The organism is Verrucomicrobiia bacterium (assembly GCA_035629335.1).
Lineage (GTDB): Bacteria > Patescibacteriota > Saccharimonadia > Saccharimonadales > Saccharimonadaceae > DASUUR01.
The window spans coordinates 271,256-296,489 of record DASPIB010000001.1 but is presented as its reverse complement, the minus strand read 5'-3'; the positions used below and the strand labels follow the sequence as shown (position 1 = coordinate 296,489).

The 25,234-nt window shown below is 48.5% G+C and carries 28 protein-coding genes; 5 read left to right on the top strand and 23 right to left on the bottom strand.

Going from position 1 to position 25,234, the window contains the following annotated elements; genetic code table 11:
• Positions 1 to 129: 129 nt before the first annotated feature.
• Positions 130 to 471: a hypothetical protein gene (locus VD907_01635; GenBank protein HYG83559.1), complete on the bottom strand. Its 342-nt coding sequence runs from the start codon at positions 469 to 471 to the stop codon at positions 130 to 132.
• A gap of 184 nt (positions 472 to 655) precedes the next feature.
• On the opposite strand from VD907_01635, the gene VD907_01630 reads away from it, so the two are divergent.
• On the top strand, positions 656 to 961 hold the full coding sequence (locus tag VD907_01630) for a hypothetical protein (protein HYG83558.1): 306 nt from the start codon (positions 656 to 658) through the stop codon (positions 959 to 961).
• 34 nt (positions 962 to 995) lie between these two features.
• Here VD907_01630 and sbcB read toward each other — a convergent pair whose 3' ends face one another.
• The 7 genes from sbcB to VD907_01595 all read right to left on the bottom strand — a co-directional run bounded on the left by sbcB (position 996) and on the right by VD907_01595 (position 9,552).
• Positions 996 to 2,414, bottom strand: a complete 1,419-nt coding sequence (sbcB, locus tag VD907_01625) for an exodeoxyribonuclease I (GenBank protein HYG83557.1) — start codon at positions 2,412 to 2,414, stop codon at positions 996 to 998.
• 3 nt (positions 2,415 to 2,417) lie between these two features.
• Entirely contained in the window at positions 2,418 to 3,713 is a 1,296-nt protein-coding gene (gene obgE / locus VD907_01620) for a GTPase ObgE (GenBank protein ID HYG83556.1), read from the bottom strand.
• Between the two features lie 73 nt (positions 3,714 to 3,786).
• Complete coding sequence (locus VD907_01615) at positions 3,787 to 4,947, bottom strand: LysM peptidoglycan-binding domain-containing protein (GenBank protein ID HYG83555.1); 1,161 nt, start codon at positions 4,945 to 4,947, stop codon at positions 3,787 to 3,789.
• Positions 4,948 to 5,171: 224 nt separating this feature from the next.
• A complete protein-coding gene (gene mltG, locus VD907_01610; protein ID HYG83554.1) occupies positions 5,172 to 6,251 on the bottom strand; it encodes an endolytic transglycosylase MltG in 1,080 nt (359 codons plus the stop codon).
• Positions 6,241 to 6,666 (bottom strand): Holliday junction resolvase RuvX, encoded by a 426-nt coding sequence (ruvX, locus tag VD907_01605; protein HYG83553.1) that lies wholly within the window; start codon positions 6,664 to 6,666, stop codon positions 6,241 to 6,243. The genes mltG and ruvX overlap by 11 nt, the downstream gene beginning before the upstream one ends.
• Positions 6,656 to 8,287, bottom strand: coding sequence for a baseplate J/gp47 family protein (locus tag VD907_01600; GenBank protein ID HYG83552.1), 1,632 nt, complete (start codon positions 8,285 to 8,287; stop codon positions 6,656 to 6,658). The genes ruvX and VD907_01600 overlap by 11 nt, the downstream gene beginning before the upstream one ends.
• On the bottom strand, positions 8,284 to 9,552 hold the full coding sequence (locus VD907_01595) for a cell division FtsA domain-containing protein (GenBank protein HYG83551.1): 1,269 nt from the start codon (positions 9,550 to 9,552) through the stop codon (positions 8,284 to 8,286). The genes VD907_01600 and VD907_01595 overlap by 4 nt, the downstream gene beginning before the upstream one ends.
• 117 nt (positions 9,553 to 9,669) lie before the next feature.
• Between VD907_01595 and VD907_01590 the strand changes: the two genes are divergently transcribed.
• Positions 9,670 to 9,831: a hypothetical protein gene (locus VD907_01590; protein HYG83550.1), complete on the top strand. Its 162-nt coding sequence runs from the start codon at positions 9,670 to 9,672 to the stop codon at positions 9,829 to 9,831.
• A gap of 122 nt (positions 9,832 to 9,953) precedes the next feature.
• Here VD907_01590 and VD907_01585 read toward each other — a convergent pair whose 3' ends face one another.
• The 11 genes from VD907_01585 to VD907_01535 form a co-directional block, all read right to left on the bottom strand.
• Positions 9,954 to 11,846, bottom strand: a complete 1,893-nt coding sequence (locus VD907_01585; protein HYG83549.1) for an alanine--tRNA ligase-related protein — start codon at positions 11,844 to 11,846, stop codon at positions 9,954 to 9,956.
• Between the two features lie 113 nt (positions 11,847 to 11,959).
• Complete coding sequence (locus VD907_01580; protein HYG83548.1) at positions 11,960 to 12,142, bottom strand: hypothetical protein; 183 nt, start codon at positions 12,140 to 12,142, stop codon at positions 11,960 to 11,962.
• A 47-nt stretch (positions 12,143 to 12,189) separates the two neighbouring features.
• Positions 12,190 to 13,263 carry a tRNA 2-thiouridine(34) synthase MnmA gene (gene mnmA / locus VD907_01575; protein HYG83547.1) on the bottom strand — a complete coding sequence of 358 codons (1,074 nt, stop codon included), beginning with the start codon at positions 13,261 to 13,263 and terminating at the stop codon, positions 12,190 to 12,192.
• Complete coding sequence (locus VD907_01570; protein HYG83546.1) at positions 13,264 to 13,872, bottom strand: YdcF family protein; 609 nt, start codon at positions 13,870 to 13,872, stop codon at positions 13,264 to 13,266. It lies immediately after the preceding gene.
• Positions 13,869 to 15,020 (bottom strand): cysteine desulfurase family protein, encoded by a 1,152-nt coding sequence (locus tag VD907_01565; protein ID HYG83545.1) that lies wholly within the window; start codon positions 15,018 to 15,020, stop codon positions 13,869 to 13,871. Before VD907_01565 ends, VD907_01570 begins: the two co-directional genes overlap by 4 nt.
• The gene (locus VD907_01560; protein ID HYG83544.1) at positions 15,020 to 15,454 is read right to left on the bottom strand and encodes a hypothetical protein; all 435 of its coding nucleotides are present in this window, start codon (positions 15,452 to 15,454) and stop codon (positions 15,020 to 15,022) included. The genes VD907_01565 and VD907_01560 overlap by 1 nt, the downstream gene beginning before the upstream one ends.
• Before the next feature lie 21 nt (positions 15,455 to 15,475).
• A complete protein-coding gene (locus VD907_01555) occupies positions 15,476 to 15,685 on the bottom strand; it encodes a hypothetical protein (protein ID HYG83543.1) in 210 nt (69 codons plus the stop codon).
• 58 nt (positions 15,686 to 15,743) lie between these two features.
• Positions 15,744 to 16,502, bottom strand: coding sequence for a TatD family hydrolase (locus VD907_01550; protein ID HYG83542.1), 759 nt, complete (start codon positions 16,500 to 16,502; stop codon positions 15,744 to 15,746).
• Between the two features lie 77 nt (positions 16,503 to 16,579).
• A complete protein-coding gene (locus tag VD907_01545; protein ID HYG83541.1) occupies positions 16,580 to 16,819 on the bottom strand; it encodes a hypothetical protein in 240 nt (79 codons plus the stop codon).
• 174 nt (positions 16,820 to 16,993) lie between these two features.
• Positions 16,994 to 18,481, bottom strand: coding sequence for a methionine--tRNA ligase (gene metG / locus VD907_01540; GenBank protein HYG83540.1), 1,488 nt, complete (start codon positions 18,479 to 18,481; stop codon positions 16,994 to 16,996).
• A gap of 173 nt (positions 18,482 to 18,654) precedes the next feature.
• Positions 18,655 to 19,380, bottom strand: a complete 726-nt coding sequence (locus tag VD907_01535) for a laccase domain-containing protein (GenBank protein HYG83539.1) — start codon at positions 19,378 to 19,380, stop codon at positions 18,655 to 18,657.
• 108 nt (positions 19,381 to 19,488) lie between these two features.
• Here VD907_01535 and VD907_01530 point away from each other — a divergent pair, with 108 nt between their 5' ends.
• Both VD907_01530 and VD907_01525 read left to right on the top strand, forming a co-directional pair.
• The gene (locus tag VD907_01530; protein ID HYG83538.1) at positions 19,489 to 20,682 is read left to right on the top strand and encodes a hypothetical protein; all 1,194 of its coding nucleotides are present in this window, start codon (positions 19,489 to 19,491) and stop codon (positions 20,680 to 20,682) included.
• Positions 20,683 to 20,698: 16 nt separating this feature from the next.
• Positions 20,699 to 21,877 (top strand): hypothetical protein, encoded by a 1,179-nt coding sequence (locus tag VD907_01525; protein ID HYG83537.1) that lies wholly within the window; start codon positions 20,699 to 20,701, stop codon positions 21,875 to 21,877.
• Here the strand turns inward: VD907_01525 and VD907_01520 are convergent.
• The 4 genes from VD907_01520 to VD907_01505 form a co-directional block, all read right to left on the bottom strand.
• On the bottom strand, positions 21,874 to 22,413 hold the full coding sequence (locus VD907_01520; GenBank protein ID HYG83536.1) for an FBP domain-containing protein: 540 nt from the start codon (positions 22,411 to 22,413) through the stop codon (positions 21,874 to 21,876). The genes VD907_01525 and VD907_01520 overlap by 4 nt on opposite strands.
• Entirely contained in the window at positions 22,391 to 23,191 is an 801-nt protein-coding gene (gene rsmA / locus VD907_01515; GenBank protein HYG83535.1) for a 16S rRNA (adenine(1518)-N(6)/adenine(1519)-N(6))-dimethyltransferase RsmA, read from the bottom strand. Before rsmA ends, VD907_01520 begins: the two co-directional genes overlap by 23 nt.
• Positions 23,192 to 23,193: 2 nt before the next feature.
• A complete protein-coding gene (locus tag VD907_01510; GenBank protein ID HYG83534.1) occupies positions 23,194 to 24,333 on the bottom strand; it encodes a ubiquitin-like domain-containing protein in 1,140 nt (379 codons plus the stop codon).
• Positions 24,334 to 24,470: 137 nt separating this feature from the next.
• Positions 24,471 to 24,740 carry a hypothetical protein gene (locus VD907_01505; protein HYG83533.1) on the bottom strand — a complete coding sequence of 90 codons (270 nt, stop codon included), beginning with the start codon at positions 24,738 to 24,740 and terminating at the stop codon, positions 24,471 to 24,473.
• Between the two features lie 198 nt (positions 24,741 to 24,938).
• Between VD907_01505 and VD907_01500 the strand changes: the two genes are divergently transcribed.
• Positions 24,939 to 25,226, top strand: coding sequence for a hypothetical protein (locus tag VD907_01500; protein ID HYG83532.1), 288 nt, complete (start codon positions 24,939 to 24,941; stop codon positions 25,224 to 25,226).
• The last annotated feature ends 8 nt before the right edge of the window (positions 25,227 to 25,234 follow it).

The following is a 25,234-nucleotide window of genomic DNA, read 5'->3' as shown; positions in this document are numbered from 1 at the left end:
GAAACTGGGGCAAGTTGCTATATAGCTCACGGCAGCAATAGCCTAGGCGCAGGCATTCAAATAAATAGCAGCGGTGCCAGAAAATTAAGAACCCCTCCCATTGCCAAACGGGCAACGGGAGGGGCAAAACTAGGCTGGCCATAGCACAACTTTACCTTGTTGCGAGCACGAGAGACGCACGGGAAAACCTTCGAAGTCCTCCTGAGTACTCTCGCCCTTATTGCGCACGTCTACTCTCAGGATGGTACCAAAGTTACCCTTAGTATCACTCCGATCAAGCCTGACGACCAACGTCACTTCAGAGCCATCGGTTCTTTCAAAACTCAAAACCATTGGTGTTTTGTTTTCACTCAGTTTTCTAATTTTACTGAGCTCAAAGTCTTGCTCGGTTATGACACTGTCCAGCTTAGGCCGGTCCGTTAGTTGCTGCCAAACCACCTGCTTTAGAAATCGACAAAATTGCTGAAGCACTTTAACCTCCAAGGGGTAGAAGACAGCCTTATTATATGGTAATGCTCCAAGCAAATAAAGGCTCGTAGTTTGCTCAATATACTAGTAAATCTTAGGGCTATTCCTCGATTGTGCTTATGGTTGCACATAATTGACATTTGTGCTACGTTGGTGTTAAGAATAACTTAACTTTCTGGGTAATACAGTGAAAAAAGAAAAACTCATCAGAATCGGCTTGAGTGTCGTTGCGGCTGCGGCCACCCTTCAGCCAACCGTTATCCATAGCGTCTTGACGTTCTTTTTGTTTGGTGAAGTTCCAGGTACAACCCTTGTAGTGCCAGCGTGGTTTATGCTGACTGGCTACGTATTGGCCCTAGGTATTTTAGCTCACTGGGCAGCCACCCGAGGGCTATACTTCTTGCTTCAAAAAATGACCGAAACCCAGCGAAAGAAGAAGTGGGTGCGGTCGCTCACTAAGCGTCGTCGTTTTCGCCATAGCGAAATTTCTTAACTTTCTATACCCTATCTCTTGTCTTAACCAGGCTCTATTGGTCAACCGAGACAATACTTTCTGCCCATAAATGGAGCTCTTGCAGCAGAAACTGCTTTTCTTCATCAGATTCTTGAGCTAGTAATTGTAGATTTTTCATAAAGCCTGGCAGTTGCGCCTGGATTCTTTGGCTACGATACTGCTCCCAGCGCGTGCGTTCTTCTTCTGAAAGAATGTGAGGATAGTGGCGGGCCTTATAGCGCACGAGTAGTTCGTGCAATCGTTCATCATCAAAATCGGCAGTTAAAGTTGCCAGTTCGCGAGGGGAAGCGTTACGGATGATTTCGATTTTTCTCTTGTCGCCGTCGGGTGTAAATCCATCATACAGGCGATGTTCGACATCATTCACTTTTGCAAACGGCTGGCGATTAGCAAACACGGCCTTCAGTTTTTCGACTAGTTGTGGATTTTGTTCAAGGAGCCCCAAGTGCTTTTGAATAATCTCAGGCGTCAGCCCAATTCGCTGCCACGCATCACCTTGTTCTAGCACACCCAAAGGCGCAACCGCCGGACAGCGATTATACACCAGTTCTTTTACGGGTAGGGGGATAAAATCAGGTTTTTGGCGCTCCTCACGCGTGGCGTACAGACGTTTTTTTAATTCCTCAACCGGTAGCGACGCAAATAAGGTTGGATCATAGCGCAGATCGTACACCAGAGCGCCACCAGGCCGGGCACTATCGGCAATTGGGTAGGCGACAGTTGTTTTATGGTAGATTGACTCGTATCGGCCGCTGCTATAGACAAACGGTACCGGCCGCTGTGGGTTCACCAAGTTCATTACCGATTTTTTTTCGCGCATACCGAGCAGATAGTCGTAGAGTTTTGGCTGCTTGGTTTTAATTAGTTTCGTGACTGCGATCAGGGCATGCACGTCGCTCATAGCATCGTGAGCTTGCAGATGCTCGAGTTCGTTGGCTTTTGTGAGAAGTTCCAGCCGATTAGTGCCGTTGCCGTTTTCATCAACTGGCCAATTGATACCTTCTGGCCGAAGAGCTCGGGTCATACGCACCACGTCCAGTAAGTCCCAGCGCCCGCGGACATCTTTCCAGCACCATTCGTAGGGGTCGTAAAAATTACGCCACAAGGCATGTCGCACGAACTCATCGTCGAAGCGAATGTTATTAAAACCAACCGTTACCGTTTCGGGCGTAAACACTTCTTCACACAAAAGACGAATGAATTCTAATTCGCTTATCCCTTCTTCGTGAGTTTTTTGCGGTGTTATGCCGGTGACAAGCGTGGCGTGGGGGCTGGGCAAAATTTCGTCGGTAAGTTTTACCAGTACATTGATTGGTTCGCCAATTTGTTCGAGCTCGGGCGTCGTGCGTTGACCAGCAAATTGCATAATCCTGTCGGCGCGAGCGTCGAGTCCGCTGGTTTCAAGATCGTAAAAGAAAAAACTCTTTGCCATGTCCTACTGCTCAAAAAGAGTTAACTGATAGCCAGTATTTTCACCGATTACAATAGTATCATCGCCCTTGGCGCCTGCCCGCCGAAGCTCGTGGCTTATGCCCATCTTGCTCATGATATCCCTTAAACGGTTAACGCCGTGGATGTTACCAAAATCCGTTCGGGCGGCAAAGCGTTCAATTTTTTCACCGGTCACGATGTACCGACCATTTTCGACTCGGACGCGCCATGCTTCAGCTTTTGTCGCTTCGCTTAAGCGAATGACCGGCAGTTCTTCGTAGTCTGGAACGTCCTCGGTTTCTGCCTGGCGGGTTTTTTCAAGCTGGTCTTTTAGTTCGCGCAGAACTTCGGTAACACCGCGATGAGCCTGAGAAGAAATAGCGAATAGCGGCGTTTCCGGTGCAACCACTGCCTGAAGCTCAGACAATTTCCAGTTAATTAATTCGTCATCAAGCCCTTCGGTTTTTGTAAGGGCCACGACTTCCGGTCGTGCAACCAGTTCCGGACTATAAGCTTTGAGCTCATCACGGATGGTTTTATAAGCTGCAGCCACATCGTCCTGATAGGCATCAACTAAATGCAGCAGCACGGCTGTGCGTTCAACGTGGCGCAAGAAAGCATCGCCCAAGCCTTTTCCTTCGCTGGCGCCTTCGATTAATCCAGGGATATCGGCAATCAGAATGCTCGTATCGTCGATATCGGCGACTCCAAGATTGGGGGTCAGCGTTGTAAAAGCATAATCAGCAATTTCCGGCCGAGCGTTACTTACTACACTCAAGAAAGTTGACTTACCGGCGTTTGGAAAACCAACCAAGCCAACATCGGCGAGTAGTTTCAGTTCAAGCGTCGCATCATAAGTTTCACCTTTCTCACCCAGCTCTGCTACCCGCGGCGCCTGCCGCGTCGAGCTTTTGAAATGCGCGTTGCCAAAGCCACCAGCGCCACCTTTGGCGACCACCGCTTCCATGCCAGGAGTATCAAGGTCGACGACCACACTATTATCTGCAGTTCGGCGAACAACTGTCCCGACGGGCACTTTTACTCGCAAACTAGCACCGCTTTTGCCGTGCTTGTTGCGCTTTTGCCCCGATTGGCCACTTTCGGCTTGAAGCTTTTGGTTGTAGCGAAAGCCAGCGAGCGTATTAACGTTTTCGTCGGCCACAAATATAACATTGCCACCTCGACCGCCATCTCCGCCATCTGGGCCGCCTTTATCAATATATTTTTCATGGCGAAAACTGAGGCCACCATTTCCGCCTCTTCCGGCTATCACTACTACTTTGGCTGTATCAACAAACATATATTCCTAGCATACCAGAAACGGCGCCTCTGAGCTAACAGAGACGCCGAAACTGATAATTTTGTGAACAGAATTAATGGATATAGTTGTAAGCCTGCGCCTGGCCAGCCGGAATTGTTCGGAAGCTTTGGACACTCCAGCCTTGGTAGTTCATCTCTGAAACATAGACGCTACCATCCGGGTTCACCCGTTCGACAAAGGCCACGTGGCCATAACCGCCCCAGCCACCAGATGACTGCATAATAGAGCCTACAGCGGGGGTGTTGTTCACCTTGAAACCTGCACTGGCAGCAAAGCCGGCCCACGAAGTCGCGTTGCCCCAGAAGCTACCGATTGGGCGACCAGTTTGCGCACGTCGTTCATAGACCCACCAAGTACAGTAGCCAACATCATATCGGTTGCCAACTGAAGCGCTGGCAGCGAATCCGTTGTAAGCCAGGCCACCACCAGCATTAAAGGTAGTTTGCGGTGGCGTATAGCCGGGGCGTTCGGTTTCGGGCAACACACCTGAAGGGATCATGATTTGCTTACCTGGCGTAAGACCAGTCAGCTCAAGGTCGTTAAACAGTACGATACGTTCTTTATCGGTGCCATACTTCTTGGCTAGCGCTTCAAGCGTATCGCCGCGCTTCACCGTATAAAGAATACCGTCAGTCGCGGGAATAACTAATGATTGCCCGGCGGTTAATGCATCGGTGGTAAGCTTGTTCGCCCAGCGAATAGTATCGGCCGACACACCAAATTTATCAGCCAGTTTAGGCACGGTATCGCCAGTTACGGCGCGGTATTTTTTAGTATTACGCGAGTTAGTCGATGGCTGGACAATTTGCGGTTTAGAGATTAAATCGTCATCGGTTTGGGCTAGTTCGCCCTTCGCGCTTAATGAAATTGATAAGTTAGCAACGTTAGTCGCAACTGGCAATTCAGCGGTTTCGGCCATGGTTGCAGCCATGCTCGTTGCGACAAGCTGGTCAACCGATGGTTTATTGACTTCAATCGACACGCTTGAAGCGCGCTGCGACGCTAACTGCTGGCTCACCGGCGAGCGGTAGCCTTGCGCGACAAAGGTCGCAATTAGCACAAATACTGCCGTATACGTTGCGATAGTGGTAAACTTCTGAGCCCGGCTAGCGCGTTTTTTACGCTTTACTGGTGCTACAGCTATGCCGCTTAGTTGACTTCCGGCATTTACACGCCGTGCAAATAAATTACTAATAGCAATCTCCTGTGACATTATTTGTCACATTACAACCGTTACTTTGTCTTTCTTCTTACAGGTAAGAACAGGATACATTCGACCGTTCGTTATTATTACTATTTAGTGTGTAGTATCCGTACGACATTTGTCGATTGGCCCCGTGGTGAATTCTCTACCTGCTTCACGCAAATATAGCACACTACGAGTGCATTTCTATTGTAGCAACTATTGCTTAAATAGTCAATATATTTTGTAGTATACTAGTTTCGAAAGATCGAACAGTTCTTGATACAGTATTTGCGGGTGTATTCTTCGTGCTCGGCCTCTGTTCTTGAGAAGTAATTAGTGCCATCGTCACCACTAACAAAAAAGAGATAGTCGCCATCTGCTGGGTATGCCACAGCTTTTAACATAGCGATGGTCATGTTTCCAATAGGGCCGGGTGGTAAACCTTTGACTTCGCGGGTATTGTACGGCGAATCAAGGGTGACGCGTGGCTCAACACCAAGTAGCTCGGCGGCATAAATAAATGTCGCATCGGCGCCGAGTGGCATATCTTTTTCGAGACGGCTATAGAATACCTGCGCAACCTGGCTCGCATCGGCTTCGCCAACCTCTTTTTGAATTATTGAACCCAAGGTTATGGCTTGATATAAGGTCAGCTGGCGCTTTTCAAACTCGGGCAAGAGTTTTTCAGTTTGTAGCTTTTGGTAAAAAGTGTCAAACGTCCGCTGAAGTAGAGACGAAGCACTCTGGCCTGACTCAAGCAGATACGAATCCGGGAATATATAGCCTTCTAAAGTGGCTTGAGCTGGCTTACCTGCCAAAAGTGGATGTTGGTACGAAGCGTTGAGAGCTTGGTCGATTTCATCGGCGCTAAATCCAGCCGTCTCAAGTGTTTTCTTGATATCTTTTAACGTTGAACCGGGTAAAATTGTTATCATAAATTGGTCAGTATCACCTGAGGTAAGCTTTTTTATTATGTCCGCTACCGATTGGGCGGGGCTTAATGAATAAGTACCGGCTTGCAGTTTGTGCTTTACTTTTGCAAACTGAGCATAGAGCTGAAAAGCAAAGCTGCTCTTGATAAATCCTTTTGTTTCGAGATTGTCGCCTATTACTTCGGCCGTTTCGCCAGTTTTGACTGTAAATACAGTTTTCTCATTTGCCGCTGGATCACGCGGTTGCAGCGCCTGCTGATACCACAGTGCACAGACAACAATCCCCGCGATCAGCACTGCTAGCAGCCCGATAACGAGCCCCAGCCAAAGGCGCTTCCTCGAGCGTTTTAGACTAAGGCTTGGCTCAGCGGGCCGCTTTTTGGCAAATTTAAGCGCCATCTGATGGATGCACCCCTTCTAGGTAGTCGCCTAGGATTATAGCAGCTGCGTGGGCGTCAATATCGGCCTTAGAGTAGCGTTTTTTATGTGCCGCAAGATATTTCTCAGCGAGCACCGACGTCAACGATTCATCCTGGAACACGACCGGGATATGAAATAACTCGAGTCGTGCAGCAAACGATCTAACTGCTTCCGTTTGAGCCGTTTCCTCGCCCTGCTGATTCCGCGGCAAGCCAATAACCAGCGTGGCTGGCTCAAATTCAGCAAATAGTTCCTTTAAGCGCTCCATCTCTAATCCATCGACATCAATTGCCCCATATGGTACCGGAAACTTAACAGCGGTATCAGCGTGGGCAATACCAATTCTTTTTTCGCCGACATCAAGGGCAATTATAGTATGGGGATTACTGTTCATTGTTTTTGATAACAAATTCAATTGTTATTTTATCGGCACCTGGTGCAGCCGTTACCCAAAACGGTGAGAACCTGACATCGACATTTTCAACACCTGGAATAGTTTCGACAAGCTGCTGAATCTCTCCGAGCCGCTTACCTTGAAGCTGCTGCTTTAATTCGTTTTCTTTGACTTCTGGGCCAATGTGCCCGGCTGCGGTTAAACGAACGCTTAAGTTGCCCGCTTCTTGCTGGAAGCGGCTAAAGCGCACCGTTTTTTCACCGTTTTCATAGATGCGCTGATCGGTTTTACCTTCGAGCTCTTTTTGTAAGAAGTTTTCAAGCAGTGCTTTGACGTCTTTCTTAGCAACAGCCAAAAGGGTGTAGGTTGTTTCAACTGTTAACTTACCGGCGGTGGCTTCCTGACCAACTGCTGGCGAGACTGAGGGTTCGCCAACCGTCGTCACAAAACTGTCTTCAAGCACCACGACGTCGTCGCCAAATCGGGCTTTTATTTCATTTTTGGCATCATTATTATTCTGGTCTTTAATTTTTTCGCGGGCTTGATTGACATCATTTTGAGAAATGATTTTTACGGTGCGCTTAGACCCGCCCGTCATCGAGCCACCACTGGCCGATACACTTTGATTGCTCGAGGTGTAATTTTGTGCCGCTAAATTGTACTCCGAACCAATCGCGGCCGCGGTCACACCAACATTTGCTTGTCCGCCAATAATTGTCCCGTTTTCAATTCGGGCACCTGGCACAGTGACATCGGCGTTACTCTTGAATACCAATCCATTCCCAGAGGTGAATTCTGTTCCGGCTTCAATCACGATTGGGTCACTATTTGAGGCATTGGTTAGCGTCATACTGCCAGATGCCTTTTCGCCAACTTCCTTCGAACCGGTAGCCTGAAAATCGACGGTTTGGGTTTTTCGCAGTTCTTCAGCAAGCGGCTGAATGGCGTTCTTCTCAGGGTCAGTTGGGGTGTCGGTATCAAGCGAAAGAGGAAGATCAATGTTAACAAGAGTGGTTTTAGCCGTAATCGCTACGGTTGCATGGGGTGCAAAAAATATCGCCCACACCAAGAACAATATCAGCAGCAAGCCGCCGCCAATACCCAAGAAAAGCCACTTGCGGAACTTGTCAAAGTTAGGAATTCGACTGGCATTTTTGTTTGCTGACATTTTGGGCGTTGGAGCACCAGATTTTGTCGACGGGGTTTTTTGTAACGACTCAAAGGCAGCTGCCGCTTTGGGGCTTTCGATGCCGGTGGTTGGTGCGGGCTTGGCTGCGGCATCCAGCTCACCCACCGGTAGCTCTTCGCCGTTGATAACTTCTTCGTCGTCAATTTCGAGCGCCGTGATTGGCGCCAGTTCAGGCTTGGATTGTAAGTTTTTGGCTACTGGTATTTTCACCCCAGCAGCTAAGCTTGCCAGTGACTGTTCACTGGTAATAAGTACGAGCCGTTTATCGTCGGCTTGGGCGGCGCGCTGTAATAACTTTAAGTTTACGACACTTTGCAGTACCCCAATTCTTTTAGGTGGTACCAAAGCTACAATTTTGGCCTTAGCCGACTTCACCTTGCCAATAATTGAGGTGATGTCGTCTTCAATATCGATATAAATGACGTCTTTCATATGCGAAGTATTTTGTTCAATTTGTCTTTTATGCTATCGCCCTGACTGCCTACTATGGTATCATATCCGACCCTTAAAAGCCCCATGGCCGTTATAAAGGTGTGGTCGGTGACGTCGCCGGTTTTATCGGTGACCCCCATGACTTCGGCTGGCTTAATATGGTGCACCGACGGCTTTCGGGTGAATGGTAGCTCTTTGTACCAGTCGCTTGATTCCAGCCGCTGCACCAGCTTTGAAAGACTCGAGCCACCCCCACAGAGAAGAATACGGCTTGGAAGATGATCAACCGAGTCAAATTCGCTCAGTGCGAGTTCTACTCCATTAATCCAGACATCGAGGTTTTTATCGAGCGCGGCTTCTATCTTTTTGGCGATTGATGGTTTAATTGCCTCGGTATCAAGATTCACTTTTAATTTTTCAGCATCCTGATACGACACGTCTAGGTCGTGGGCGATGGTTCGGGTAAAACTGCGCCCGCCAATGCCGAACATTTTTGTACCTTCAACGCCGCCATCACTGACTACGGCAATGTCGGTTGTCCCACCGCCGACATCGGCTAGAATAGCGGTAAACGTACTGCTGGCATCGGTGCCAAGCACCGCTCGTGACACCGCAAATGGCTCGGCAGCAACCGCAATCAAATCAAGGTCAAGCTCAGAGGCGGTGCGCTCGAGGGCGCCAATATGCACCATCGGTGCAAAGGCCGTGTAGATCTGGATTGCAACATCACGACCCTGAAAGCCGATTGGATTACTGACTTTATAGCCATCAATATGAATACTAACAATCGCACTGTTGACTAGCTTTACTTCAACATCTTCGTTGCCGGTTTCCCAGGCCACTTGTTTTTGGGCTTTTACTTGGGCGCGTTCTTGAACTTTTTCGATGATGAATTCCATTTCGGCAACATCTAACGCGCGGTCTGGCTGCGGTCGTTTGTAGCGAATGGTATTGGTCATGCCTTTCACGAGCTCGCCAGCGATCCCGATGATCACCCTTTTGGTTTGCACACCTGCTTGGTCTTCGGCTTCAGCGAGAGCTTCTTCGCAGTTTCGTACCACGCCGCCGATATCAGCAATTGCCCCGGAGTGCATATCGCTTAAATCTTGCCTGGAGCGCCCGGCACCGATAATTTCAATTGTGTCGCCGTCGAGTCGAGCGATCAGCGCTTTGACAAATTCGGTGCCGATATCAAGCGCCACGAAGTGATTATCGTTGTTTTCCCCCGAACGCGTAATCGTTTGTTTTAGTTTATCAAATACCATAATTTGGTTTTAGTATACCATAAGCTCAACAAGATAGATACTTGCGAGTTCTGGGGTGGCCGTGCCATACTGGAGATGATCTCGGACTCACCCCTGACTATTTGGAGGAGATGCTCGATGAACATCAAAAAGGTACTTAAATGGACCGCTATTGGATTTGGCTTGTTCATGTTGATCACTCAGCCCGAGGAGAGCGCAGCTGCAGTGGGAACGGTTCTTAGTTGGCTTCGGCTCGGTGCCGAATCAATTATTACTTTTGTCGGGGAGCTGTTCGCTTGAAGGGCTCTGGCCAAGCTGCATTTGGGCCGAGATCACGCCGGAGTCGCCTGCCTATGCTAGGCAACGCGACTCCGGTATTTTCTCAATTTTTGACGATTACTCTTGTTAGCGAGGCGAAAGTATTAGGCTAAAACAGCTTTAATACGGCGAACCCCAGCAGAACTGGCTTCTTCTTTAATTATCTTGAAGCGCTTGCCGTCTTCAAATAGCTGCAAGGTATGCTCGACATGCGGCCCACCGCAAATCTCAAAGCTAAATGGCTTTTTGGCATCATCGGCGATCATTTTGTAAACTTTGACGGTATCGCCGTAACGATCGCCAAATTGGCCAAGCGCCCCCATTTTTAAAGCTTCTTCGGTGGGGTACTCTTGATACGACACCTTGAGATCTTTGGCAATTTGGTCATTTACGATATCTTCAACTTGCTTGAGCTGCTCGGCAGTGACTTTTTCGGGGTGCGAAAAATCAAATCGAAGGCGTTCTTCGGTAATATTACTACCTCGCTGAATAACATGATCGCCAAGTACATCACGCAAGGCTTGGTACATCAAATGGGTTGCGGTATGGTACTTTTTATGCTGCAGAGTCTGGCCACCGAGACCACCCTTAAACACGCCTTTACTAGCGGTTTGCGAGCGCTGGCGCTGTTCTTGCATAGCCCGATCAAAATTACTACGCCAATTGGCTTCCAGCGGTTTGTTCCAATGAAAGGCTTCTTCGATGGTGAGTTCAACCGGGAAGCCGTATGTATCGTACAGCTTAAAGACATCGGAACCGGTGATTTCTTCTTTTTCTTCGGCGAGTTTATTGAATTCTTTTATGCCTTTACGGATTGTCGTTCGAAAGGCCTTTTCTTCGCGCACAAGAATATCAATTATTTCAGTGCGTTTCGCTGCAACTTCCGGGTAATCGTCGTGGTATAGATTTGTAATAACGGGGGTAATTTCGGGTAAGAAATTTTGCTCAATACCAAGATCAAAGGCAAAGCGAATCGCCCGTCGAACCAGGCGCCGCATGACATAGCCCTGCTCCTTGTTGCTCGGTTTGACGCCATCGACTGCCAAGAAGGTGGCGCCGCGCAAGTGATCCGCGATTACCCGCATGGCATTGGTGTGGCTTTCGTACTTCTTGCCCGAAAGCTGCTCGAGTTTTTCGATGATTGGCCACAGCAAGCTAATTTTATAAACGTCAGGGCTATCAATGGCCGCAGCGGCAATTCGCTCAAGCCCACCACCATAGTCGACGTTTAATTTTTCAAGCGGCTCAAAGCTACCGTCGTCGAGGCGGCGATACTGCATGAACACTTGGTTGCCAATTTCCATAAACCGGCCACCATCGCTGGCTGGGTGCGGTAAGCCAACGCTAGTATCGTGGTTTTGTTCGCCGAAATCATAAAAAACTTCGCTATCAGGGCCGCAAGGGTCGCCGATTGGTGTGCTGGCAATGCCGCCGTTGCGACTCCACCAGTTTTCGCCGTCATCGTAAAAGAAAATTCGCTCGCCTTCCTTAATGCCGCGCTTATCACCGTCGGCCTGCGAGCCGATCACAGCAATTTTAGCTTCGATACCCTTTTCAGCAAATAATTTCTGCCAGATCGCTGCAGCTTCGTCATCGCGTGGAATGTTGTGCTCTTTACTACCGATAAAACAGGTAACGTATAATTTGTGTGGGTCAAGCCCAACTTTTTCGGTTAAAAAGGTAAAAAACCAGCGGATTTGGTCTTCTTTAGAGTAATCACCCAAGCTCCAGTTACCAAGCATTTCAAAAAAAGTCGTGTGAGTACGGTCGCCCACTTCTTCGATATCCTGGGCCCGAATACAAGTTTGGCTGTTTACCAACCGAGTGCCTTCGGGGTGAGCTTCGCCAAGCAAATACGGGATCAGCGGCTGCATTCCAGAGCCAGTAAACAAGGTCGTGGCATCATTTTGCGGCACCAGCAGCGCACGCGGAATAACCGCATGGTGTTGCTTTTTAAAAAAATCTAAATAGGCTTTTCGGATATCTTGGGCGTTCATAGTAGCTTTAGTATAACAGATATGGAGCTCAGCAAAAAGCAGCGAATTTTGCATCGCCGCCCGGCCGTTGCAAGAAAAATAGACCTCTAAAGATGAGGTCTATTTACTGCAGTTTATTGTCCTGGGATATGCTGCTTCGCTTCTTCAGCCGTTTGCGTTACTTGCTCTACTTGTTCGGTAACTTGCCCCGGGATGTCTTGCGCTTGTTCGGTGACATTTTGCACTGTGTCTTCGACAGTTTGCTGAATCTGCTCACCAAATAAATTTTGTACCCATTCTTTTATTGCATCAAACATATAACTTCCTCCTTATCAGTTTGTACGGTCGTTGCCGCCTGTACTATCTAGTCTAACACAGAATCGCTGACGATGCCGCTGCCGACTACTCGTTCGCCATCATATAGCACAGCCGATTGCCCAGCGGTAATAGCGCGCTCAGCTTGGGCTAATTTTAGAATTGCCGATCCGTCAGCTGTGGCAGTAAAGGTCGCTTCATGAAGCGACGCCCGATAACGACTGCGAATGGTGTACGTTTTGCCATTTTCGGCAGGTTCGTTGATAAAATGCAGCGAATTTAGCGTTAGCTCACTGCGCCATAGCGAACTGTCATTCAAATCGGTCGTAACGTAAACGATATTTTTTTCAATATCCTTACCAGTAACATAATACGGCAAGCCGCCGCCAACATTTAGGCCGTGACGCTGACCAATGGTATAAAATAGCGCTCCATCGTGCTGGCCAATCACTTTTCCGGTTTGCTTGTCAACTATTGCGCCGGGTTCGGTTTCTACGAATTCACTTAGGAAATCCTTGATACCAACTTCACCGACAAAGCAAATACCCTGAGAGTCCTTCTTGCGAGCCGTCACTAGGCCAAGGCTTTCAGCGATGCGGCGAACCTCCGGTTTTTCGAGTTCACCCACTGGAAACAGAGTTTTCTTGAGTGCCTCTTCGCTAATACGACACAAAAAATATGATTGATCTTTGTTGGCATCAAGGCCCATCAACAGCTCTGCTCGGCCATCAGCCGTATGGCGAACACGAGCATAGTGGCCAGTGGCAATCATATCTGCGCCATCTTCAAGCGCTGTTTCAAGGAACAGTTTAAACTTTACCTCTTGGTTGCACATGATATCTGGGTTAGGCGTGCGACCAAGCTTATATTCTTCGATCATGTAGTCAACAACTTTTTGCTTGTATTCTGCCTGAAAATCGAACACCTTAAAATCAATACCAAGCTGCACCGCTACGCGCTTGGCATCTGCTAGGTCGTCCGCCCACGGGCATTTCATGCCTGGCAAGTCTTGGGTCCAGTTTTTCATATACACGCCCACCACATCATGACCCTGTTCTTTCAACAGGGCTGCCGTTACCGAACTATCGACGCCGCCGCTCATTCCTACGTAGACACGAGCCATTTAGAAGCTACCTCCCAGGTGAAAAATAATGATTTTAGCTAATTCGCTACCCGCCAGCCACCAGCCACGAAGCGTCAACCACCAGGTCGGTGACCAGTGATTATCTTCAGCAACCGGATGATTCAAAACTTCTACTTGCCCGTCAAGCCGTTTTTGAAATTCAAGAGAAGCGCGACGCTGGTGGTACGCGGATGTTACTAGTATTATACGTTTAATATTATTTTTTGCAAACAGGCTCTGGGTTTTGAGCGCATTTTCGGCAGTGGTGCGGGATAATTCTTCAATCAGAATCGCCTGGTCGGGCACGCCGGCTGTAATCGCTTGCTGGCGCATAGCTTCGGCATTACTGGGGCTGGAAGGGTCTTGGGCCGCACCGGCAAACAGTACCCGTGGCGCCCAGCCATTCTGATACAATTTGATGGCTTCGGCGGTACGTGCCGGGGTATCGCCGCCGCTAATTGCGACAATCGCATCTACGGGCGCACACGAACCAACGGTCATGGTCGGTGCGCTATCACATTTGCCTAAATCGTTTGGCGATAAGTAGAGTGAAATAAAAAGCACCACCAACGCACAAAAACCGATCGCCCCACCGATCAACCATTTCATCGCGATAGTTCCTGGCGTACCACCTCAATAATGGCGGTAGCGGCTTTTTTTACCGCGGCTTCATCTGTTTGGCGGCCCAGTGAAAAACGCAAACTGCCATCGGCCAGTTCGGGCGGCAATTGGAGTGCGGTTAAAACATGTGAACGTGTGCCTTTATTGGCGGCGCAAGCCGAACCGGTAGCCACCAGTACACCCTTCATTTCAAGGGCAAACAGCGCCCGTTCGGCATCAAGCCCACGCCAGGCCATGTGCGAGTGGCCCGGCAAACGGTGCTTGCGGTGGCCGGTAATTTCTACATCAGGAAAGGCCTCAAGGATTTTATTTTCCAGCACATCGCGCAGCTGGCTTAAACGCTTAACTTCGCCTTTTCGCTTGTGTTCGGCAATTTCGAGTGCCCGCGCAAAACCAATGGTACCAGCGACGTTTTCAGTACCCGAGCGAATACCGCGCTCCTGCCCGCCGCCATGGATCAACGGCTGTAACCGTACGTGACTAGCTGCCCACAACAAGCCAACTTGCTTTGGGCCGTAACACTTAGCAGCGTTTAAAGTCAGCATATCGAGCCCCAGCCGAGCGACCTGCAGCTCCAGCAATCCGGCGGCCTGTGAAGCATCGCTATGGAAGTAGATTGGCGTTTTTATACCGCGTTTGTAGCGATCTTGGCGCACACCATGAATAACCTGAGCGATATCGCGCAGTGGTTGAACAGTGCCAATTTCGCTGTTGGCCATGGCAATACTAACCAGGCGGGTGTCATCGGTAATAGCCGCGCGAATACTTTCGGGGAGAACAACCCCCTTAGGCGTCGCTTCAACCAGCGTGTGATTATATTGACGCGCCGAAGCCAACACCGCTTGGTGTTCAATAGCGGCCGTCACAACGTGTCCACCGCCAGCTAAAGCCCCCTGAAAAGCAATATTTACCGACTCGGTCGCACCAGCGGTCATAATTATTTCATCGGGTTTGGCGCCAATGATTCTCGCTAGCCGACCCCGGGCGTCTTCGAAGTCACGGCGAACATCGCGCGCCGGCTGATAAGCACTTGATGGGTTATAAAACCGTTCAAAAAGATACGGCTCCATCGCCGCATAGACCTTGGGCTCTAGCGGCGTTGCGGCCGCATAATCGAGATAAATTAGTTCGTTCATCACGCTGCGGTTATTATATCAGGTGCCTGCGCCAATGGCAGCCCCGTATGCGGATCCCGCTTATACACCTCTCTGGTAACCTTTTCGTAATAAAGCCGGGATGCAACAGCTAAATTCTTTAGTTCATCGCCATCAATAAATCCATAAGTGCCGCTATCGTTCACCTTTAAAATACCGTTGGGATGCACTTCGTAGCGGGTAGTTGTGCTATGGTGCTTGCCTTTTTCGGTCCATTCTTCGTGCCATACCCACGTGTGATCATCAAGACAGAAAAATTCTCGGCGGTGGCCTTCAGGAATCGGGCCAAATAATTCACGGCCAATTTCAGATTCAAGCTGAATCAGTTCACGCTCGGTAAGGGTACGTAAAGGGCGGTCGGTTTTTTGTGAATTACCGACAATTAACGACATTGCTTTTTTAAAAATTGTCGCCATAATCGCTCCTTTCGTATGGTGTTATCGCGCGAGGTCGTAGTGTTCTTGCAAGGCACCCGCTCGGCGCAAGAGTTCGGTTCGTTCGGCCACAATAGCGGCCGCATTCCGACCAATTTCTCTAATAAGTTCGTCACGCTGCTCAATTGCTTCAATGCCGGCTTGCGCTTCTTCTATTACTTCTTGTCTTTTGAACTGCTGGCCTTCGGGATTGCCCCCTGGTGTTTCAGACATAAAAAACCTCTCCACATGCCTCTCATTTAGTGGTTGTTTTGTTTTTGGATTGTCTGTTTTAGATAGAAAAAAGATCCGTTGCGTTCTGGCTGGTTGCCTGGGAGAGCTCCTCGAGATTGATAGACCGGAGATTCGCCTGAAATTTGGCAACAAGCGTAACAAACGCTGGCTCATTGATAGTACCACGTTTTGGCACCGGGGTCAAGAAGGGAGCGTCGGTTTCGAGTAACATTTTTTCAAGGGGAATACTGGCGAACATGTTCTTTTGCGCCTCGGATTTTGTAAAGGTGCTAATACCGTTCACACCGATGTATAAGCCGCGTGCAAGCGCTTTTTCAAGATTATCTTTGGTATCGGTAAAACTATGGAGCACGCCGCGAAGTCCGGGGTATTGGTCGAAAATTGGCCAAAAATCAGTAAAAGCCTCGCGCACATGAAAACTGACTGGCAGATTATGCTTTTGGGCGAGTTCGAGGTGCTGGTGCAGTAGCGTTATTTGGGCCTCACGCGGACTGTGCTCGTAAAAGTAATCAAGACCGCACTCACCGATACCCACAATTTTACTCGTATCGTGCGATTCAAAGAGCTTTTGAAGCTCCGCGAAACTATTCGTCACTGCTTCATGCGGGTGAATGCCAACCACTGCCCATACATTGTCTCGCTCTGCCCATTTAATTGCCTGGGTTGAACTTTCAACATCGGTACCTATACACAGTATTTTTTCAACTCCTGCTTGGCGCGCTCGCTGGAACGCCGCCTCGGCATCGATCGGGTAATTAGCTTCGTGAATGTGGCAGTGGGTGTCAACAAATTGCATATCTGCATCATATATAAAAAGAGGCCCGCAGGCAACGAAGAAGTGTGGTGTCTTCTTGTTGCCTGCGAGCGCAGCCATTATTCTTTGAGCAAGTTTAGATAGGCTCGCACACGCTTCAGCCGTTCTTCAGGCGGAAGCTGAGACCAGCCTTGCTCTTTAGCGATACGAAGCATCTTTAGCATTTCCAGCATTTCCGTGCTCGAAAAAGACCGTTCATCGTCGGGTCGGGCCAGCTCTTCAACCTCCCGAAGCGTCATGAAAACATGAATTACCGCCTCAACCCTGTCGGGATCGCGAAAAATGTGCTCATCAGACATATTGCCTCAACCATTCTACTCAACGAATAGTGGTTTTCACATTATACAATATAACCTTAGACTGCCTAGAACTACGCAATTGTTTCCTTGTTATTGCAGTGTGGTGATACGCGGGTATATCGAACGATCTTATAATCTTGAACGAGAGTGATCCAGTTTTTATAAGCCTTATAACTAGTTCGACGTACTGGCAACTCGTGGGTCTTTAGTAAAGTTATAAATCTTCGGAAATAACACCGCTTGTTGCTTCACCACCCCGGTTTCAAACATCTCTTGAATAGCTTTTGCGGTCGTCGGGAGAAATGGCACCAGTAAATCGGCGATTTGAATTAAGCTGCCGGCAGCATACGCTAAAATCTCCGCCAAATGGCTCTCGGCTTCACTATCTTGGCCGCGAGCTTTCGCCACTTCCCACGGCTTAACACTTTCGAGGTAGCCGTTAAGCGAGCGGACTTTGTTCCAGATTTCATCAAAGGCTTTATTAAACTTCAATTCCTGCATAGCTTCGCGGTAGGCCTGAATGTCGTGTTCGGGCTGGGGCAGGTCCCCCAACACGCCTTCCTGATAGCGCAAGACCATACTCGCCACTCGCTGCACTAAGTTGCCGAGCTCGTTACCAAGTTCGTTATTATAGGCCGTCTCAAACTTTTCCCAGGTAAAATCGCCGTCGTCTTGAGTTGCTATGTGCCGAGAAAAATAATAGCGAAAAGCATCAACCCCGTATTTATCGATTACTTCGTTCGGGTCAACCACGTTGCCAATCGATTTGCTCATTTTTACGCCGCCCACATTTATATGGCCGTGCACCAGCAGTTTCTTTGGCAGCGGTACATCGAGCGCCAGTAGCATCGCTGGCCAAATTGCCGCATGAAAACGCAATATATCCTTGCCCACCACCTGCACATCGGCCGGCCAATATTCGCGCCATGTTAGGTTATCTGGGTAGCCAAGCACCGTAAGGTAGTTACTTAAAGCATCAATCCAGACGTAAATTACCTGGCTGTCGTCGCCGGGCACAGCAATGCCCCAACTGAGATTTTTGCGGGGCCGAGAGATGCTGACGTCTTCCAGCCCTTTGTCTATCAGCGCCAGAATTTCTTTTTTACGGTATTCTGGCACAATATCAAACTTGCGGGTTTCGATTGCTTCTTTAATCTTTTCAGCGAAGGCACTGGTTTTGAAGTAGTAATTTTCTTCGCTCAAGCGCTGGTATGGTTGATTGTGATCCGGGCACACGCCATTGGTTTCGGCAGCTTCTTTATCGGTGAAAAAAGCTTCGTGGCCAACACAATACCAACCCTCATAGCTCCCTTTATAAATATAGGGCTCGAGTTTTTGCCAAATATACTGCACCGCTTGAGCGTGGTGCGAATCGGTAGTGCGGATAAAATCGGTAAATTCTGCCCCAACTTTTCGCATTAAGGCTTCAAAATTAACATAGGTGCTATCGGCATAAGCTTTTGGCTCAATACCCAGTTCGGCGGCTTTAGCGGCGATTTTGTTGCCGTGTTCGTCGGTGCCCACCTGAAACCGCACTTCGCGGCCATTTTGGCGTTGGTATCGGCTCCAGATGTCGGCTAGTAAATAATCGAGTGCGTTGCCGATATGCGGCGCGCCGTTTACATAAGGAATTGCAGTGGTGATGTAGGCTTTTTTTGTCATAGGTTCCTTCTAGTGTAGCAAATAATAATATGTGGCAGTAGCGTAGCGAATCAAGCGTACCGGAGCTGTAGGAAGTGCGCTACACTCGCAAACAGCTCGTCCCGCTCTGTGGGAAACACAGAACTTCCTACTGCTCCGGTACCCTCATTCGCTGATCAAAATAATAACTATACTTAAGCAGGCTCACCCTGCTCGCGCATCATAGCCACAATTACAAACCGGCCGCGCTTGGCTTCTTGCTGCTGCAAATATTGACTATGCGAATAGTAGCCTTCGTGCAGAGCCGTATCTACCTCGGCCACCTCGATGTTTTCTGGTAGAATGCCGGCTTCTAAGAACTGCTCTTTATTAACCTCTTGCAAGCTTCGGCCATGAAAAGCATGGAGCGGGTAGGTTTCCGACCCAACCGCCGGACTTAGCCAAACCAAAACGTCTTTCGGATTGCAGCCATGATGTTCTTTTAAAAAGGTAATGTTAGCCTTTGCGCCGCGTTCTTCCGTGCTGTGGCGACCGAGATGCGACACCATTAATACTTGCTGTTTTGGGTCGTACAAAATTGCCCCCACGCAATCAGCCAGCGGTAACAATAAGGCATGGTTTGGCTCGGTCACCGCAAGAGCATCCGATGGCTGACCGTGGGTCTTATGGATTCCATGGCCTTTTTCCGATGCGTCAGCTGTGCGGTACCGTCGGTAATGGTCGCTATCGAATGTCACAATAATCTGCGTAGTGTGTTCTGGCGAAATACCAACCAATTCTAAGAACCGCTGACGATTCTTCGCCAGATCTTCATTTGGATCGCTCGGGACGTTTAAGGTCGGCATGCGGCCATTTGCCCGCGACGACACCTTTGCAATCACTTCATTCGGGAAAATTGTCGGCTGATGTTCGGCAATCATAGGGTTAGTATAGCATTCGATCCCTGAGAAAATAAATCTTGATTTCACTAGCACAAGTGCTGATGCCAGTGTACACTGGCATCAGCACTCTTTAACTGAAGTAAGTATATGTACCATAGTAAAAAGTCAGAAATAATTCATCCGGCGCAATATGAGATTGGATTTTTTCTATGGACACGCGTAAAGCTGCTTGACGTTCTCGATAAAAAAGCCATTGAAGGCTATAACCATATTGCTAGCTCACTGATGCGATCGTTTTGGGTAGATAACGCCAAAGATGAAGCGCATCACATGCCCTACACGGTTGGAGAATGGCTTGGATTGCTTAATGATACGCCTAAGATGGGCTTTGAAATTGGAGCCGCAACGCCCCTACGCTCATATCCTGAAATTGCCGAACGACGGTATAATCAATTGCTCGAATATTATGCTATAAATAAGCCTTACCAAGAAACAGCCTGGTTTTTGTACGAAAAGCTAGCCACACTGAAACAGGCAGATAAAGCCACTCTTGAAAGCTGGGGCGACCTCATATTCGCCTTTAAAGAACATAAAGCAAGTGGCTTTGATGCCCACCTAGCGCCTGGTTTTATTGATGATTTATATACTTGGATAGAATTTTACGAGCAGAGCTCTTCTGAGGCATATACTTTCGGAAAACAGTTCAGAGATAAGTATTCATTCTTTCAGCAGCCATACAAAAACGACAATTACAAGCAACGACACACTCACCTCGCTGTATATGAGTTAAATTTCTTTCTATGGTCCAGAATGAAACTGTGTGACGTTAAGAATATTGACAACTTGCGGTTGTATCGCGGAATTAGTAATGCGCTATGGATGGCCTATCAAGAAAGTAAGCTAAATAATAACGACTTCAAACTGATGCACGACCTGACTGTCGCGTTTGAACTACTCGAAACCTCGCCTTGGCTTGGCTACACCGTTGCCGCCACCATTAGCAGCTATGACTATTACGAAACCATGACACGCATGTACAATACACCGGTCGAGTACATTGATCTTGAGCAACCAATTATTGAGATTGGCCGTTTTCTCTATGAAAAAATATGCAGTCTCACGCCGGAAAGCACCCCGACGATTAAAAGCTTCAACCAGGCAGTAAAAGTCCTGGCAGATACAGGCATCGCGGCCCTTGAAGCAAAGCACCCCGGCTTCTTGCCACAACTTTTGGAGTGGCTTGCTTTACTGGAGCGTGGCGAGACAGACGATAAAATGGCAGATGAACTCCGCGCACAGTATCCCCTGCTATTTACTACAAAGCTTAGCTCAATAAACTAGGCAATCAAACCGTCCTATGACAAAACCGCAAACGCTCAGCTTATATCATGCTCCATACGAAATGGGATTTTTCTTATGGTCAAGGGCTAAGATGGTTGACGCATTCAACAAATCTGCGGCAAAGGGCTATCAGCAAATTGCACACACAGTCCGAAAAGGAGTCTGGGACCACTCACTTATCGATGAAGCGTACGAAATGGCCCATGAAATCTGTATCTGGCTTGGATTAATTGAGGACGCCCCTAAAATGGGCTTTGACTATGGATCAAAGACCAAACGAGATATCTTCCCTGAAATTGTCAATAAACTCTACGTAACTCAAACTGAATATGTTTCATTAAATAACCCCTATCGCGAAACGGCCTGGTTCTTTTATGAGAAATTAAGCATGTTAGGTAGCGCTGACAAAAGGACACTTGAGAGCTGGGGAGATCTTATTTACGTTTTTAAAACTGACTCCAATAACTTTGACTCTCACCTAGCACCGGGTTACATTGACGACCTGTATGCCTGGATAGAACTATACGAACACAACCCAACCAAAGCCTCCATTTTTGGTAGTGAATTGTACCAGAAATATGACTTCTTGCACTTGGTACAGAAATTTGGTAATTCCGTTTTACGAAAAAATCATGCGGCCCATTTTGAAATTCCATTCTTTCTATGGTCACGAGCTAAAATGGTCGATCAAGACAACGAGCCGGCAATACTGGGCTATCAACAGCTTGCGAATACAGTCCACAAAGCCCTTGAGGCTGGGCGACTTTCTGATCAAAATTACAAATTCACCCAAGACCTGGCCGTAGGTCTTGACCTTGTTAATACTTTCCCGTCTATAGGCCAAACCGTCCTCGCAACAATGGATCGGGGAAGTTATTACCAACTTATCGGGCGTTTGTACGACCTGCGGGCGGAGTACATTAATATAAATTTTCCCTATGTCGAAACAGCCCGGTTTTTATTTGAAAAAATAAGGAGTCTCTCTCCTGATGATGTAGATATTATGCAGAGCTTTCAGCAGGTCGTTAAGGCACTCCTACAAGATAAGGACACGGATATTGAACAGGTTTTGCCCGGATATCTAGCCCAGCTTCTTGAGTGGCTTCATAAGCCTGTAGTAGGAAAAGAACTAACCAGTCAAGTTTTGACACTTAAAAAGCTGTATCCTGTCTTGTTTACTAAGAATCCACATTAGCATTGAGCACTTAGTTCGATCTCCGCGGCTGTAAGGTCAGTTACTACTTCATGCAAGCGATTTTTGAGGCGTTGGATCCGCTGGTCGAGGGTCATGTCTTCGCGCAGCTGCGCCCGGGAGGTTTTAGCGGCGCTGGTAAGGTCGCGGATATGCAAGCTACAATCCAGGTCGGCGCAGCACAAAAAGGTCACGCTATGGTAGACACTGGTGGCTTTTTCAAAGGTAATACGCGCAGCGTTGCCGCCAGCTTGCCAGGTGCGGCAAAAATCACAGATCACGGGTTTGGTGCGGCCAGTTTTGTCTTTGATACCGGGCGATAGCTCGTATGCTAGTGCGTATAACCGGTTCTCGATTTCAATTAAAAGCACGCCGCTGTTGCCAGATCTATCTGCAATTGCTAGCAGTTCGCGGTTGTGCCAGTCTTGGGTGGTCATGCTGCCAGTGGCGGCAACGAATTTCACCGTTCGTCGCAGCCGCGGACGAATTGCAGCTCGCTCTAAAACGAGCGTGAAATCATGTGGCGTTAATTGTTTCAAGGTTGATCACTTCTTGGGTGAGTCGCGCCCAGTCATCGAGCGTTAAAGCTTCGGCGCGAGCATCAGGATTAATATTGGCAGCCCGAACTAATGTTTCAATGGTAGGTTTTGGTAGCTGTAAGCCACCAGACAGCGATGAACGTAGCTTCTTGCGCTTAGCTGAAAAGCCAGCTTTAACTACTTTGAAAAAATGCTTGTCGGGAATGTGGGGAAACAGCGGTGCGGAGCGGGTTTGTAAAATCACCACTTGAGAGTCGACTTTCGGCGGTGGCGTAAAAGCGATAGCCGGCACCACAGCGCCTAAGCTAACCTCAGCATATAGCTGCGCGCTGACCGCCAGAATACTCATATCGCCTGGTGCAGCGGCCAGTCGCTCGGCAACTTCTTTTTGGACTAATAACACAATGCGCGACGGCCGGTTCGTAGCGGTTAATAATACCTGGACAATTTTACTAGTGATGTAATAGGGCACATTAGCCACCACTTTGTAATTTTTCGGTAACCGCGATAGGTCATAGCTTAAGATATCACCATGCACCACTTCAAGATTAGCGGCTTTTACCCGCTGGGGTAACTGTTTGGCAAGCTGTGGGTCAAATTCTACCGCTACTACCCTGCCCGCCCGCGCCGTCAGTTGCTTGGTGAGCGCACCCGGGCCAGGGCCAATTTCGAGCACGGTGTCGGCCGTAGTCAGCTCGGCCATGTTGCAAATATGTTCGAGTGCGGTGATGTCGTCAAGCCAGTGCTGACCTAGGGCTTTATTGGGACTAGGGTTCATGACTAGCGGTAAGTATCAGGGAGTTTTGCACCGCACGAAGGCCACGGCGACCAGCCTCGTCGCTGGTAGGTTTCCCAGGCTTTTCTATCTTGCACGGCTGGTGGCGCTTCTGAAGGAATCGTGTAGCCCTCATACCCCGCCCAGGTGCTAACATCGTACTGGTAAGCACCGTAGTAGCCGTTCCCGGTGTTGATTTGGTAGTTTCCGCCCGATTCGCAGGCGCGTAACTGTGCTAACGCAGCAGCAAAGTCGCCGGTAAAGCTTGGTTTTGCACCAACAATTTCGACCTGCTTTTCGGGTTGTTTCGTTACCACACTCTGAATAATCTTGCGTGATACTTCTTTGCCGTTTTTCATAACAATTTCGTAAGTGACCGTTTTCTTACCTGGAACGCCAGGCGTTTTCACTTCGCGGTAGCCCACTTCTCGGTCGGCATCTTGGATTTGTTCAACTTCAAATTGTACTGTCTCTTCTTGAGTCATGGTTTGTTTGCCGTTACGCCAGACTTCAAGATTCATACCAGCGGCTATTTTGGTACTCAGCGGCAGTGACGTATCGTCATTCTTCGCCAGTTTTATACCTTTTTCGGCAAGCATAGCGCCAACCGTATCGGCCTGAGTACGCATGGTCGTCTTTTTACCGTAGAGTTTAATGGTGAATGGAATGGCCCGATCGATGGTCAGTTTTAAGCCGGCACCACCGTCGTCAACCACATCGTCAACCCGGTTAATAGCCGAAATATCTTCATCGTATAACGGAATATTTGCCTGTTCGGCAATCTTTTTAGCGCTCTGGTGGGCGGTCATAACCTTCACTCGACTTTCGCCATCAATAATCGTCACTGGGCGAGCACGGTAAATATTCACCTGATAATTTTTTGCCACCAGCTCAGTTGTGGCGGCAGGTTCAACGCTATCGAGTTCAGAAACGGTAATATCAGCCTTTTTTAAGGCATCGGCAATGGTTTTACCCTTAGTAATGACGACTTTTTCAGTTTCGCCATCATAAATAGTCACCATGCGGCCATCTTTTTGCTGCGGTGTATCAGCAGTGGCTCGAGTGGAAATAAACACACCGAGCAATAAAATTGCCGCACATAAGATTATCAGTATCCGAAACCGGATAAATATATTTTTTACCATAGGAGTTATGAGTTATGTAATACTCGGTTCACCATACGTAATGGTTCGATTATACTAGACCTTGACTAAAATAGCAAGTTATTCTGTGATATATCCCTCCTGACCCCGGTTAAGGGCCAGGAAGGAACTTTGCCACTTTAGCTATCGTCATCCTCAGGCTCTTGATCCGAACCGTTGCTACCTCGCTTGTACTTTACGTCGATTCTAGCCAAAAAGGCACAGAAAGCCTTGATCTGTTCGGGTGAAGTATTCTCGGGGAATTCTACCCAAAGTTCGGACCCACGCGCAGGCTGAGCGGGAACTTTTACTTCGGGATAACGATGATGATGTAGCTCGTTGATAATTTCCTGCCATCTTGGAGATTGCGTGTTTCTGAGACTAGGAAAGCGAAAGTATCCGTCCGACATTTTACGCCTCCAGAGAATTAGTCTACCCGACAGCGATTCATCAACCGTGTAAGCGCAGGTGCGGTCGGCTGACTTTTTCAGAATAACACATCTTGAAAGGAGCGTAATAGTTGCTACTTATCATTATATGTGTTATTATATATTTACTGTGAACAACACAGCTATTCCAGGAGGCACATTTTGTCTTTGTTCGAAATTGTGGCAAGGTCTGGGCTCCTCCTCGCAGGAGCGCTGATCGTCAACGCCATGGTGGCTTACGCCATCGATCACTACGAGAAACGAGAGATTGGTGGTGCGATCGTTTCGTTCGCCTTCACCGCCTTGGCGGTATGGTTTACCTACGAGGCGTACCAACATGCGGCGCGAGGAGGCTCCATCTACCTCGCCGCGCTCACTTTCAACAGCCTGCTTGTCTTGACAAGCGTCGCTGTTTTGGCCTACGTTGGCCGGCGAGCAACTGCGCAGCTCAGGCACATGTTCCACTAAAGCACCCT

Excerpts from the sequence above, each read along its gene's own strand:
- sbcB (HYG83557.1), bottom strand. The coding sequence starts at position 2,414 with ATGGCAAAGAGTTTTTTCTTTTACGATCTTGAAACCAGCGGACTCGAC.
- obgE (HYG83556.1), bottom strand. The coding sequence starts at position 3,713 with ATGTTTGTTGATACAGCCAAAGTAGTAGTGATAGCCGGAAGAGGCGGA.
- VD907_01615 (HYG83555.1), bottom strand. The coding sequence starts at position 4,947 with ATGTCACAGGAGATTGCTATTAGTAATTTATTTGCACGGCGTGTAAAT.
- mltG (HYG83554.1), bottom strand. The coding sequence starts at position 6,251 with ATGGCGCTTAAATTTGCCAAAAAGCGGCCCGCTGAGCCAAGCCTTAGT.
- ruvX (HYG83553.1), bottom strand. The coding sequence starts at position 6,666 with ATGAACAGTAATCCCCATACTATAATTGCCCTTGATGTCGGCGAAAAA.
- VD907_01600 (HYG83552.1), bottom strand. The coding sequence starts at position 8,287 with ATGAAAGACGTCATTTATATCGATATTGAAGACGACATCACCTCAATT.
- VD907_01595 (HYG83551.1), bottom strand. The coding sequence starts at position 9,552 with ATGGTATTTGATAAACTAAAACAAACGATTACGCGTTCGGGGGAAAAC.
- VD907_01590 (HYG83550.1), top strand. The coding sequence starts at position 9,670 with ATGAACATCAAAAAGGTACTTAAATGGACCGCTATTGGATTTGGCTTG.
- VD907_01585 (HYG83549.1), bottom strand. The coding sequence starts at position 11,846 with ATGAACGCCCAAGATATCCGAAAAGCCTATTTAGATTTTTTTAAAAAG.
- VD907_01580 (HYG83548.1), bottom strand. The coding sequence starts at position 12,142 with ATGTTTGATGCAATAAAAGAATGGGTACAAAATTTATTTGGTGAGCAG.
- mnmA (HYG83547.1), bottom strand. The coding sequence starts at position 13,263 with ATGGCTCGTGTCTACGTAGGAATGAGCGGCGGCGTCGATAGTTCGGTA.
- VD907_01570 (HYG83546.1), bottom strand. The coding sequence starts at position 13,872 with ATGAAATGGTTGATCGGTGGGGCGATCGGTTTTTGTGCGTTGGTGGTG.
- VD907_01565 (HYG83545.1), bottom strand. The coding sequence starts at position 15,020 with ATGAACGAACTAATTTATCTCGATTATGCGGCCGCAACGCCGCTAGAG.
- VD907_01560 (HYG83544.1), bottom strand. The coding sequence starts at position 15,454 with ATGGCGACAATTTTTAAAAAAGCAATGTCGTTAATTGTCGGTAATTCA.
- VD907_01555 (HYG83543.1), bottom strand. The coding sequence starts at position 15,685 with ATGTCTGAAACACCAGGGGGCAATCCCGAAGGCCAGCAGTTCAAAAGA.
- VD907_01550 (HYG83542.1), bottom strand. The coding sequence starts at position 16,502 with ATGCAATTTGTTGACACCCACTGCCACATTCACGAAGCTAATTACCCG.
- VD907_01545 (HYG83541.1), bottom strand. The coding sequence starts at position 16,819 with ATGTCTGATGAGCACATTTTTCGCGATCCCGACAGGGTTGAGGCGGTA.
- metG (HYG83540.1), bottom strand. The coding sequence starts at position 18,481 with ATGACAAAAAAAGCCTACATCACCACTGCAATTCCTTATGTAAACGGC.
- VD907_01535 (HYG83539.1), bottom strand. The coding sequence starts at position 19,380 with ATGATTGCCGAACATCAGCCGACAATTTTCCCGAATGAAGTGATTGCA.
- VD907_01530 (HYG83538.1), top strand. The coding sequence starts at position 19,489 with ATGTACCATAGTAAAAAGTCAGAAATAATTCATCCGGCGCAATATGAG.
- VD907_01525 (HYG83537.1), top strand. The coding sequence starts at position 20,699 with ATGACAAAACCGCAAACGCTCAGCTTATATCATGCTCCATACGAAATG.
- rsmA (HYG83535.1), bottom strand. The coding sequence starts at position 23,191 with ATGAACCCTAGTCCCAATAAAGCCCTAGGTCAGCACTGGCTTGACGAC.
- VD907_01510 (HYG83534.1), bottom strand. The coding sequence starts at position 24,333 with ATGGTAAAAAATATATTTATCCGGTTTCGGATACTGATAATCTTATGT.
- VD907_01505 (HYG83533.1), bottom strand. The coding sequence starts at position 24,740 with ATGTCGGACGGATACTTTCGCTTTCCTAGTCTCAGAAACACGCAATCT.